A 12,336-nucleotide genomic window follows, 5' to 3' on the forward strand; every position below is an offset into this window, starting at 1 on the left:
AAAAATGCTGCCAAACTGTATGTTCTGACATATATGATTCAGATAAATCGTCTGTTGAAGTCTCTTTTCATTCAGCCCTGGTCTGGAACAATGAAGCTGCATTACGCTGCGAAATTACATCTTCTGCTTTTATTTACGGCTTTTTTCCTTGCCGTCATTTTCCTGTGCCCGAATACAGGTCTTACCGCTTCGGCCAAATCCTATTTTATTGTTGGCCATTCTGATTTTCATGCATTGATAAAAAACAGTAAGCGCGCCAAGTATCGCTCCAACTGGGAAAAAGTGGAGAAATCTTTTTCTCGTTGTCTCAAGGCGGACCCCAATGGACCGTACGCGCCCAAGGCGTTGTATTACATTGGCCGGGTTCACGAAGAGCTTGGCATACAAAGCGGTTTGAAATCCGATTTCCGACGGGCCGTTGACTATTTTGGCCGGGTGCTTGCCCGTTATCCACGCCATGGATGGGCTGATGATTGCCTGTATCGGCGAGCCGGAGTCTATGCCAAACGACTCAGGGAAACCACCAATGCCCGTCTGGATTTGGCGACCATTATTGTCGACTACCCGCGTTCAGACATGAAAAATAAAGCTAAAACAGCCCTCAAAAAATTGGGTAAATACGACTGGGCCATTGCCAAAGTTTCAGGCGGCACGATGTCCGGCAACGGGACATTGGATTCCGTTGCGGCAAAAGCCACAGCCAAAAAGCCGATAGCCAAGACTAAACCGACCAGTACCAAAGCCAAGGATCCTTCCGGCATGGCCCATCTAGATGTGGTCCGATATACTTCCAGTGACGAATATACTCGCGTAGTTTTGGAGTTGGACGATCAGGCCAAGTACCGCTATCAGGTGCTCCAGCCAAATGCGGCTGTAAACCGGCCACACAGGCTTTACGTCGATATAAGCAATTCACGACTGGGCCATGATGTTACCGCGTCCACGACGGTGTCAGACGGCATTCTTCGTTCTATCCGTACAGGGCAATACAACAAGAATACCACCCGTGTGGTCCTCGATTTTCTTGATTTACAGGATTACAAGGTTTTTCCGCTCCAAAATCCATATCGTATTGTCATTGATGTATACGCTCCTGACGCAAAGACTCTTGCAGCTCAAAAAGCGGCAGCCAAGGCAGCCCCCAGAAAAACCACGGCCAATTCAAAATATCGTCCACCGTACGGCAGCAAAAAGATGGCTGGGGATCTGCTTGAGCAGCTCGGCCTGACCGTCAAGACGATCATGATCGACCCGGGTCATGGCGGCAAGGACCCCGGGGCCGTTTCCAATGGCCTGCGTGAAAAGGACATCAATCTCCGCTTTGCCAAACTTCTTGGTAAAAAACTCAAGGCCAAGGGTTTCAAGATTACGTACACCCGTACCACGGATGTATTCATTGCTCTGGAAAAGAGAACGGCCATGGCTAACGTCAAAAAAGCCGACCTATTTTTGTCCATTCACTGTAACGCCAACCGGAGTCGCAGTATTCACGGTATGGAAACATACAGCTTGAACCTTGCCAAATCCAAGGATGCAGTCCGTATTGCCGCCCGTGAAAACGCGGTTGATCCACGTTCGATTTCCGACCTTCAATTCATTTTGACCGACTTGATGGTCAACTCCAAGATCAAGGAATCCCGAGATCTCGCTTCGGATGTACAGTCGAGCACAATCAAGCGGGTTCGCAAAAAATATTCTCTTAAAAACATGGGAACACGCGAGGCTCCTTTCTACGTATTGATGGGAGCAAAAATGCCTTCCGTGCTGGTTGAATTGGGATACATCACCAACAAGACAGAGGCCAAGCGACTCAAGTCCGATAGGTATCTTGACTATCTCGCAAACGGCATTGTTGAAGGTATTCTGGCCTACAAAGGCAAGATCGAACGATACGCGTCATTGTAGTTTTTATTGCATTCGTTTTTTAAGAGGCTCCCGACAAATAGTCGGGAGCCTCTTTTTGCGCGTGCATTCGCAGTGGGGATGCACGCGAGATCTTTATAAAGGTTTCGTTTTTACGGGGATTTGTTTTTTTCGAGGCGAAAAAAAGGAGGTAAAAAACGCCTCACCAACATAATGATGAGGCGTTTCATTTGCCGGGGCACTCTGTGGAGGTCTTACAGAGTCAACCCTAGCGGCCCGAGAAAGAATTCGCCTTGGAAGGTCAATTCTGCTGCTCCTTGGAGGAAAATATTACCGTCTTCCAAAAAGATGGTTAGCATTTCATCACTGGTCGTGGTCAGATTCGCGAAACTCCCGGTCAAACCAAGGGTATTGGCCAACACCTGCGTGGCGGCTGCGCCAGTCCCACAAGCATATGTCTCGGCTTCCACACCTCGTTCATAGGTGCGTAATAACATCGTATTTTCGTCGATGATCTGTGCAAAATTAACATTGGTACCAGCTGGAGCAAAGGCCTCGTGGTAGCGAATTTTTGGACCGATATCCATAATGTCGAGGGCCTTGACGTCATCTACGAAGACGACGGCATGGGGAACGCCTGTGTCCGAGAAGTGGACGGTCAACGGTTCACCTTCGATGTCCAGCGTGATGTTGGTTTTTGTTTCTTTCGGTGGAGTGAGTTGAACTTTGACGCGACCTACGTCGGGTCCGTCAAGAAGGACTGATGCCTTGATGGGGCCAGCATCAGTGCCGAAGGTGTGCTCAGCCGGGGCTAAGCCTATGGCGTGGGCAAGTTTGCCCGCACAGCGGGAGGCATTGCCGCACATCTCGGCGCGAGACCCGTCGGAGTTGTAGAAATGCCACCGGTAGTCCAGTGCTGCATCTTCTGAATCCTCAAGAAAGAAGAGCCCGTCGGCATAAATTCCAAAAGCTCGGGCGCAGAGGGCTTTGGCCCATGCTTCCATGGCTGATTCCGGGATGCCAAGCTCCCGGTTGTCGATGACGACGAAATCGTTGCCGCAACCCTGCATTTTGTAGAAAGGAACGGACTTGGTGAATATATTCATGGTGTGTAACTCCATTTTTACCACTGGTAGGCCGTGATTTACATATGGTCCAATTCTTTTTGGATATGGATGAGAGGTGAATCAGGATGTGAGCCACTGCATGGCTTGTTCTTTCTCCATGAAAGTTTTGCAGTTGAGCGATCGGTTGAAGAGTGCGTTTTCATACGTGACAGCAATAGAATACTCGTTTGGAGTGACAATGGTGGCGACCCGTATTCCTTGGACGGCTGCCATATCAATTTCGACGGAGTTGGCCAGAAGGCTCGCGTCAAGTGACGAGGTATTGTTCTTTAGGCCGGTTTGGTCCAGTAAAATGCGTTTGATGCCATATTTATACGTCTTATTGAGGATGGCCGTGGCGTATTGCTGCATTTCTTCGAGTGTGTTCACTGTCCCGGTTGTAGAACTGAACAGGTAATCGTTTTCGAGTTCCAATGTGAATTTCATGAATGGGAAGCCTTAATTTGTATTACGATTTTTGATGATTTAAGAATCGAAGCAACGGCGAAAAAAGTCAAGTGCACTTTCTTGCCATTTACGGCGGCCAAAGGTATCGCTGACCCAATAAGAATCAGGAGAATGAAAAGACATGTCCAAGCCGTGTGTTGGATGTGGGTGGTGTTGTCTGCAAGACCCCTGCATGGAATCTCATAGACGATATGGTTATATGCGCCGTTGCCCGGATCTTTTTTGGGATGAAGAGAAGAAGCGGTACATGTGCGGCCTTATGCTCGATCCTGAAATGAGTGAGCAAGTGCGTCAATCTCAGCATGAGGGGCAGGGCTGTTATGCCCCGCTAAATTCCTGGCGGGATGACGTCAGAAATAGAGACAACGAAAAATAGGGTTTACCCCTATTGCCCTAATTCCTTTTTCAGGCGATAGTCCGTCGCATGTACAAAATTTCAGATACGGAGTTTTCCCCATGCGTGTGACCTTTGCCGGTGTTGGCGAAGCCTTTGATGACAAGTTGCCCAACACTTCTTTGTTGGTGCACGCCGGTTCTTCCACCGTCTTGCTTGATTGTGGTTTTACTGCTGCCTGTGTCTTTTGGGGGATGGCCGCGAATCCCCTTGCATTAGATGCTGTTTATATTTCTCATTTTCATGGCGATCATTATTTTGGATTGCCCGCATTGCTTGTCCGCTCCATTGAGGAAGGGCGCACCAAGCGTTTGACCATTCTTGGCCCTTCGGGCATTGAATCTCGCGTTACCCGCCTTATGGAAATGGCGTATTCCAACGCCTTGGCTCGGGCAAAGTTCAGCATTTTTTTTATTGAATGTGATCCTGGCCAGGATTTTAAACACGCTGGTTTTCGGTTCCGATTTGCTATGAGCGATCATGCCATGCCTTGTCAGGCTATTCGGCTTGATACTGCGGATAAGTCCTTGTTTTATTCCGGTGACGGACAGCCCACTGATGACACTTTGGAGCTGGCTTTGGGGTGTGACCTTGTGGTTCACGAGTCCTATTCTTTGGATCAGGAAAAAACAGGACACGGAAGCGTTGAGTCTTCCGTTGATTTTGCACGTAAGGCAAGTGCCAAAGCCTGCGCTTTGGTTCATGTGAAGCGAACGGTTCGACGGGAAAGGAAAAATGTGATTCTTGCACGGGCAAACGCCATTTCTGACATGAGGGTTTTTCTGCCTGAGCCTGGAGATGTCCATATTTTGTAGAGTCTTATTCCCTTATTTATCATTCCCAACCAGACTTTTTTATGCCATCCTGCACAGTGAGTAACGTTGTGAAACGAATGTTTGATTGGCGTAATTGATTATCTGGTTTTGTTTCAGAGGGGATTATGGCGGGAAAATACGATTCTATCGTTTACGATTATTTTGAGAAATCAAATGGGAATGTGGTTCTTGTCAGTGAAGATCTTTTGTTCAAGAAGACACTGGCTACAACCCTTTTCAAGGTCATCGGCACCAAACGCAATTGCTTCTTCGCTTTTGAAAATGTGCAGCAGGGACTCAAAAAAATCCAGGAATTGGATAAACGGTCTTTAGAAACAACAGTCTTTATTGAGCGGATTTTGGGCGGACATCCGAGCACGGATACCATTATTACTCTCAAGCGGTTGTTGCCGGAGCTGAAAATTGTCGTTTTGGCAGGTGAAACCAAACGGGAAAACATCGCCTATTTTTATGAACTTGGCGTGAATAACGTTATTTCCAAACCTGCTTCCATCAATAATATAATCGAAAAAATGGCGTTCACCGTGCAGCCTCAGGGCAAGCTCAGCGAATATATGTCCATTGGAAAGCGGTGTCTTGCTGCCAACAAATTCATGGAAGCCATGAAGATTGCAGACAAGATCTTGCAGCTTAAACCGGAAAGCCCGGCCGGACTGATGCTCAAGGGTGATGTCTATTCATTGCAGGGTGATATGGATAAGGCGTTGGCCTGTTTCCATCGTGCACATGATAGTTCCAAATTGTATTTGGAACCTCTCAAGAAGTTAGTGGGAGCATATAAGGGGTTGGACGAGGATAAAGCCCTTGCTTATATGAAGAAACTTGACAAATTGAGTCCGCTCAATGCTGAACGAAAAACGGATATCGGCAAGATTTTTGTCCATCAAAAGAAAATGGAAATGGCGGAAAAATATTTTGATCAGGCCATTGACGCTGCAACGCACGAAGCGATGAGTCTGATCAGTTCGGTTGCCGAAAATATTTCTGAAGCAGTACAACAAATATCACCCCGTATGGCCGAAAAATACTTGAGCAAAGTATTGGAGGCAAAAGGTTCACGTCTTGGACCGGGGGACATTACGCTTTTCAATAAGCTTGGTATCGCATTGCGTGGACAGGGCAAATGGAAGGAAGCTATTGAAAATTATATTCAGGCATTGCGGATTTCTCCAGACGACGAAGGGCTGCATTACAATATGGGGATGGCCTATATTGATGGTGGAGAACGTCGATTGGCGGGGAAGTGCTTTGAAAATGCTCTGAAGCGGAACCCTGTTTTTTATAAGGCGAGCGAAGCTGTTTCCATGAATGTCGGGATGCTTTTTAGCGAACTCAGAGAGAATGAAAAAGCCATACCCTGTTTTAAAAGCGCGATGGAAATCAATCCGAACAACACTGCGGCTCTGCGGAAGCTGGCCGCGCTCGAAGAAAAATCCTAGACGGTCTTTGCGTTTTTCAAATCATCTAACCCCGGTTGTCCTTGTTGACAGCCGGGGTTTTTCGTGTCGGGTTGACCCGTTTCCCTCACATCACGTAGTATGCAGTATGGCAGGACTAGTGGCAGTTCACTGTGTGAAAAACGGGAGAGATCATGCTTGGAAAATCCGCTGACACCATTGTTCTTGATTTTATCAAGAAAGACGGAGGAGTCATCGTCTATCTATCCGACGATTTCGTCTTTACCCGTGCTCTGCGGAATATCGTTTCACGGGTTATCGGTTTGAGCGGGGATTCCTTGCTTGCTTTTTCTTCCATGGGTTCAGCCATGAAGAAGTGTTTGGAATTGCAGGATCAAGGGATTCCCTGCGTCATATTTATCGAGCGGATGATCGACAATCGCCCTTCCACGGATTTTATTATCACGCTTAAACGGGAATTCCCGGATGTGAAGATGGTCATGTTGACCTGGGAAGCAACACAGGAAACCGTGGCCTATTTCTTTGAGCTGGGAGTGAGTCGAGTGTTGGTTAAGCCAGCCTCTGCCAATATGGTCATTGACGCTTTGGCTGAGGTGATCTCGCCGTTCATGGAACTCAAACAGCAAATATTGTTGTGTGAGGAACTTTTGGAGAATCGTGAATATAATGCGGCTTTGGATGCCTCGGATCGTATCCTCATGACGCGTCCAGACAGTGCTCGGGGATTGGTCCTTCGGGGTAATGCCCTCATGGGAGTGGGCGAAATCGACAAGGCTGTGCAGTGTTACATGGCCGCCCATGAAGCCAAACCGATTTTCATGGCTCCGCTTATTAAGCTCGCCGAGGCCTTCAGGGAGATGGAAGATGAACGGGCTCTTGCCTACATGAAGGAGCTGGACGACATCAGTCCGTTGAACCCTGAACGTAAAATTGACATCGCAGAGGAGCATCTGCGCAAAGGGGAGCATGAAGAGGCTGAGAAGTACCTTGATCGAGGTATGGCTGTTGCGGAAAAGGAAGTCAGCAGCATGGTCGGCGACCTGACCCAGCGCATTGTGGACGCGGTGACGGCCATTGCTCCAAATCTGGCGGTTAAATATTTGAATCGGGTTATTGATACCAAGCGGGTTCTGGGGAGGGACGATCTTGTTCATTTTAATCGTCTCGGCATTATTTTGCGTGGGGAAGGACGATGGGCCGAGGCTGTTGAAGTCTATGGTAAGGCCGTGACTATTGCCCCGGAAGACCCCGTTATTCATTATAATATGGGCTTGGCGCAGTGGGAAGGCAATCAACGCATGGTTGCTTTGAAATGTTTTGAGAAGGCTCTAAATATCGATCCTCATTTTTATGCTGGCAGCGTGGGCGCGGCCTTAAATATTGGATCGCTGTATCTGGAGTTGCGACGGTATAGGGACTCCTTGCCGTTTTTCGGACATGTTCTGGATCTTGACTCGGAAAATTCTTTGGCACAGGTGAAGCTTGCTGAAGCGAAAACCAAAGCCGAAACCGAGCCTGATCCAGTCCGGGCAGCCGTTGAATCCGTGGGTGATTCTGGTTTTGATTTGTCTTTGTTGGAGTCAAAGAAAAAAAAGAAAAAGTGGAAGCCCTTTACCAACCTGGAGCTGTAAAGGGGGCGGTTACTCCTGTTTGAGTGATTCTCTGTCATTTTTTAAAATACGTATCGTGCCAAGAGTGTGAAAAATTGCAAATGTGTACATGGTGCCATGTTTTGCGTACTCTGCCTCGGAAGATTGTTTCAAGGAAGGAGTACCATGAAATTTTCGATGAAAGATCTTGATTGGGCAGCAGATACACAAGTTATTGCGCCAGAGGTGCGCGATGCACTGGTTGACGCGTTCCAGCAGAAATATGCGGACAAGCCATCGTTGTCCTTTGCTAATGTTCTTTATTATCTGGGTGGACTTATTGTTATCGGTTCCATGACGTTCTATGTCACCTCGGCGTGGGAAGCCCTTGGTGGAGGCGGTCACTTGGCCGTGGCACTTTTCTATGCCTGCATGTTTTTGTTGGTGGGGCGATGGCTCTGGAAAGGCAAAGGGCAGCGTATTCCCGGTGGAATTCTGGTTACGGCAGCGGTTTGTATGACGCCCATGGCCGTTTTTGGGATTCAGGAAATGACTGGTTGGTGGGGCTGGCATGAACCCGGAAGTTATTCGGATTTTTATCTATGGGTTAAAAGTGGTTGGTTCCTCATGGAAGTATGCACCATCGTGGCTGGGCTTGTCGCTCTTCGGTGGTGCAGATTCCCTTTTATAATGCTACCTGTGGCGTTCAGCCTGTGGTTTATGTCCATGGATTTGACCGCCGTTTTATATGGCACTGATTTTTCTTGGGAACAGCGCAAACTGGTTTCCGTGTGGTTTGGTTTGGTTATGCTGGTCGGGAGTTTTCTGGTGGATCGACGAACCGAGCAGGATTTTGCTTTCTGGGGGTATCTGTTTGGCCTGCTCGCCTTTTGGGGTGGTTTGACCAGCATGGACAGTGACACGGAACTCGGCAAACTCGTTTATTGTTGCATTAACGTAATTTTGATGGGTGTGTCGGTGCTGTTGCAGCGTCGCGTGTTCATCGTTTTCGGCGGCATTGGGGTCAGTATATATCTTGGTCATCTGGCCTACGATGTTTTTGAGAGCGAGTTGCTTTTTGCCTTCGCCTTGAGCGGGGTTGGATTAGCAGTTATCGCTTTGGGATTGCAGTATCATCGACATAAGGACACCATTGAACGGAAGATGATGGAGATGCTCCCTGAAATCTTGAAACGGACATTGCCGCAGTTCAGAGTATAGGGTTCAAGCTTGTATTTCCGCCGGGATTGGTCGCCTTTATCCTCTTGGATTGCGGCACCAAACGTGCTAGTGCCTGCCCCACAAGCTTTGTTTAAGGAGAATATATACTCATGAGAGCGAAAATACATTTGGAAGAAGCACTGAGAAAGGTGCTGGACGGTTTTGGCTGGGAATGGCCGGAGAAAACGGTTATCGAGCCGCCCAAGGACAAGAAGTTTGGTGACATGTCGGTCAACGTGGCCATGATGCTCGCCAAGCAGGCCAAGAAGGCCCCGCGTGCCGTGGCCGAAGACATTCAGGCTGCTTTTGAAGGTGATGCCTTGATTGAGAAGGTCGATATCGCTGGCCCCGGTTTCCTGAATTTCACCTTTGCCCCGAGTTTTTGGCAGGACACCGTGGGTGTCATCACCGAAGTCGGTGAGGCATACGGTACGTCCACCATGGGTAACGGCACCAAGGTGCAGGTGGAGTATGTCTCTGCCAACCCCACTGGTCCGTTGCACATTGGGCATGGACGTGGTGCTGCACTGGGTGATTCTCTGACTCGTATTCTGGAAAAAGCTGGATATGACGTCGAAGCCGAATATTATATCAATGACGCTGGTCGTCAGATGCTTATTCTGGGTGGTTCCATTCTGTATCGCGCTCGTGAGATCGCTGGTCAGGATGTGACTGAGCCGGAAAATTTTTATAAGGGCGGCTACATTGCTGACATCGCCCGTGATGTCATGGCGAAGTACCCCGACCTGCTGGACAGGGATGAAGCCGAAGCCACTGAGCTGTGCAAGGTTTTCGGTAAAGATGTGATTCTTGAAGGTATCAAGGTCGATCTGGCCGCCTTTGGTGTGCGTCACGACGTTTGGTTTTCGGAAAAGTCTTTGGTCACGGACGGCAAGGTTGATGAAACCTTTGCGGACATGACAGCATCCGGCATGGGCTATGAAGCTGACGGCGCGTTTTGGTTTAAGTCCACTGAGCTGGGCGATGACAAGGATCGTGTTTTGCGCAAATCCAATGGCGATACCACGTATTTTGCATCCGACATCGCCTACCATGACAACAAGTTCAAACGTGGCTTTGACCTCGTTGTCGACATTTGGGGTGCGGATCATCACGGCTACATCCCGCGCATGATGGCGGCCTGTGAAGCGCTCGGCAAGAAAGGCGGCCTGCACGTCATTCTGGTCAATCTGGTCAACCTACTTCGGGATGGACAGCCTATCGCAATGTCCACTCGCGCCGGTCAGTTCGAGACGCTCAAGGATGTGGTGGACGAGGTTGGCTCAGATGCTGCTCGGTTCATGTTCCTGTCTCGTAAGTCCGACTCCAAGCTTGATTTTGATTTGGAGTTGGTCAAGCAGAAGTCCATGGATAACCCCGTATACTATGTGCAGTACGCTCACGCCCGCATCTGTTCGCTTAAAAATAAAGCGGACGAGGCCGGCTTGAGTGCAGCCGCAGTTGGATCGGATTCCTTGGCTTTGCTTAATACAAAGTATGATATGGAAATTCTTCAACATCTTGATCTTTACCCCGACTTTGTGGAAGTGGCCGCACGGACCCAAAGCCCGAATATGATCTCTATGTATTTGCAGGAGCTTGCATCAAAGCTCCACAGATACTATACCAATTGTCATGTACTCTCTGCTGAGGTCGATATTGCATCGGCCAGACTCATGTTGTTGAGTTGTGTGGCCGTTGTGGTCAAAAATGGATTGGGTCTGCTCGGAGTGAACGCACCGGAATCGATGTAGGATCATGGCGGAAAAAAAAGAACCGAAATACAAGATTAAAGTCCCTAAGCTCAATGCGAGCAAGAAGACCTATGATTTATCCCTGTCCCTGCCGGGCATGATCAGCGCGGTTGGAGCGGGTGTACTCGCACTGACTTTTTTCTTTATCATGGGAATACTTATTGGCCGAGGATATCGACCAGAGGCAGATGTGCCGCCCCTTGAGCAGATTATGCCCTCCAGTGAGCATGGTCAGGCAGAGGAGCAGGCCAAGCCTAAAGTTCTTAAGCTTGAGGAGTTGGAATACGCGGATCGTCTGTCTGCGCCGACTCAACAGGTTATGGATCAACCCGCAGTTAAGCCGAAGCCGGTCAAGCCAGCGGTGAAGAAGCCTGAAGTCAAAGTTGAGGTTTCTTCTGTCAAGCCAGAGGTCTTTGATCCCACGGCAGTTAAGCCGGGTGATCCTGTCTTTGATTATATTTACCAGGTTGCTTCGTTTAAGAAGGCCGAAATGGCAGATGCCTTGCGTGACAAGCTGGTCGCTTCAGGCCTGCGTGCTCAAGTGGCATCTGGAGAAGCCAAGGGATCGACATGGCACCGCGTTCAGGTGCTTTATCACGGCTCGCCTGCCTCGACGGATGAGATGAAGGCGGTGCTTGCCAAGCATGGCATCAAGAAACCTCTTTTGAAAAAAAAGACACCAGCGCAATAATGAAAATACAAAGGCGGACCATACGGTCCGCCTTTTTTATTTCCAAAAAAAGCCCCTGCAGAGCAAGGGCTTGATGATTTTGAATATCGGTGTGCGTTATGCTTCTTTGGGGCTATGGCTGCGATCTGTAAAGATTCGTTTGGCCAGATAGATGAACGGCGTGTCCAGTCCGGCGACCACGATCTTGATGACGTAGGTGGAAAGCAGTATTTCCATAAAGACGTCTGTAGGGAACAGACCCCAAAATGCGATGAAACAGAAGATGGCCGAGTCGAACAGCTGGCTGACCATGGTGGAGGCGTTGTTGCGCAGCCACAGATATTTTTCGCCGGTCCGTTGCTTGATGGCGTGGAAAGCCCAGACGTCATGGAGTTGGGATATGAGATAGGCCATCATGCTTGCCAAAGCGATGCGCGGCATGAAACCGAACAGGGCAGACAAGTGGGGCTGGGCAAAGTCATCTGCGGCAGGTTGGAAATAGAGTGCAATTTGCATATATCCGACCATCATGACCAGAGCCACGAATCCGAGGAGAACGCCTTTACGCGCTTCTTTCTTACCGTAGAATTCGCTGAGCAGGTCCGTGGACAAGAATACGCTGGCATACAGCACGTTGCCCAACGTCGTAGTCAAACCAAAAAGTTCAACGGTTTTGAGCACCTGAATATTGCACAGCAATAAATTGAAGACCATGAGGCCAAACAGACCAACGCGACCAAAGAGCCGGTAGACCACTAGGACCATACACAGGTCCACCAATGCGAAGAGTATCCATAACGTTTCGTTCATGCGCGTGGGATTGCCCGTTATCGGGGATTAGGTCAAGTGTTAACCGCCCGTCAAAGGCCCGAGAAGTCCAATTCCAAGCGAAGTCATACTCCGTGTTCAACGGTTGTTTCGTTATCTTCTACGCTGTAACCGAATGGAGATGAGGACAGTTCTTGGATAGGAACACAAAAAAAGGGCCACCTGAAACTGGCGGCCCTTTTGAGGTCA

At 48.9% G+C, this 12,336-nt stretch carries 11 protein-coding genes; 8 read left to right on the top strand and 3 right to left on the bottom strand.

Translation table 11 applies throughout. The features are described 5' to 3' along the window. Window positions 1–33: 33 nt before the first annotated feature. Complete coding sequence (locus SYK_RS13485; RefSeq protein WP_281760795.1) at window positions 34–1,905, top strand: N-acetylmuramoyl-L-alanine amidase; 1,872 nt, start codon at window positions 34–36, stop codon at window positions 1,903–1,905. 212 nt (window positions 1,906–2,117) lie between these two features. Here the strand turns inward: SYK_RS13485 and dapF are convergent, their stop codons facing one another. Together dapF and SYK_RS13495 are read right to left on the bottom strand one after the other, a co-directional pair. Further along, window positions 2,118–2,969: a diaminopimelate epimerase gene (gene dapF / locus SYK_RS13490; protein WP_281760796.1), complete on the bottom strand. Its 852-nt coding sequence runs from the start codon at window positions 2,967–2,969 to the stop codon at window positions 2,118–2,120. 81 nt (window positions 2,970–3,050) lie between these two features. Next, a complete protein-coding gene (locus SYK_RS13495) occupies window positions 3,051–3,416 on the bottom strand; it encodes a hypothetical protein (RefSeq protein ID WP_281760797.1) in 366 nt (121 codons plus the stop codon). Between the two features lie 193 nt (window positions 3,417–3,609). Here SYK_RS13495 and SYK_RS13500 point away from each other — a divergent pair, with 193 nt between their 5' ends. From SYK_RS13500 to SYK_RS13530, 7 genes are all read left to right on the top strand, one after another. Beyond that, the gene (locus SYK_RS13500) at window positions 3,610–3,813 is read left to right on the top strand and encodes a hypothetical protein (RefSeq protein WP_353618234.1); all 204 of its coding nucleotides are present in this window, start codon (window positions 3,610–3,612) and stop codon (window positions 3,811–3,813) included. A gap of 80 nt (window positions 3,814–3,893) precedes the next feature. Further along, window positions 3,894–4,646, top strand: a complete 753-nt coding sequence (locus SYK_RS13505; protein ID WP_281760799.1) for an MBL fold metallo-hydrolase — start codon at window positions 3,894–3,896, stop codon at window positions 4,644–4,646. Window positions 4,647–4,771: 125 nt separating this feature from the next. Then, complete coding sequence (locus SYK_RS13510; protein WP_281760800.1) at window positions 4,772–6,106, top strand: tetratricopeptide repeat protein; 1,335 nt, start codon at window positions 4,772–4,774, stop codon at window positions 6,104–6,106. A 152-nt stretch (window positions 6,107–6,258) separates the two neighbouring features. Continuing rightward, window positions 6,259–7,716: a tetratricopeptide repeat protein gene (locus SYK_RS13515; protein ID WP_281760801.1), complete on the top strand. Its 1,458-nt coding sequence runs from the start codon at window positions 6,259–6,261 to the stop codon at window positions 7,714–7,716. Window positions 7,717–7,860: 144 nt separating this feature from the next. Continuing rightward, entirely contained in the window at window positions 7,861–8,895 is a 1,035-nt protein-coding gene (locus SYK_RS13520) for a DUF2157 domain-containing protein (RefSeq protein WP_281760802.1), read from the top strand. Window positions 8,896–9,005: 110 nt separating this feature from the next. Next, window positions 9,006–10,649 carry an arginine--tRNA ligase gene (argS, locus tag SYK_RS13525; protein WP_281760803.1) on the top strand — a complete coding sequence of 548 codons (1,644 nt, stop codon included), beginning with the start codon at window positions 9,006–9,008 and terminating at the stop codon, window positions 10,647–10,649. Window positions 10,650–10,653: 4 nt separating this feature from the next. After that, window positions 10,654–11,340 carry an SPOR domain-containing protein gene (locus SYK_RS13530; RefSeq protein ID WP_281760804.1) on the top strand — a complete coding sequence of 229 codons (687 nt, stop codon included), beginning with the start codon at window positions 10,654–10,656 and terminating at the stop codon, window positions 11,338–11,340. 96 nt (window positions 11,341–11,436) lie between these two features. On the opposite strand, the gene SYK_RS13535 is transcribed toward SYK_RS13530, so the two are convergent. After that, window positions 11,437–12,129: a queuosine precursor transporter gene (locus SYK_RS13535; protein ID WP_281760805.1), complete on the bottom strand. Its 693-nt coding sequence runs from the start codon at window positions 12,127–12,129 to the stop codon at window positions 11,437–11,439. Window positions 12,130–12,336: the final 207 nt, after the last annotated feature.

Source organism: Pseudodesulfovibrio nedwellii, from assembly GCF_027923765.1.
In the GTDB taxonomy this organism is placed as follows: domain Bacteria; phylum Desulfobacterota; class Desulfovibrionia; order Desulfovibrionales; family Desulfovibrionaceae; genus Pseudodesulfovibrio; species Pseudodesulfovibrio nedwellii.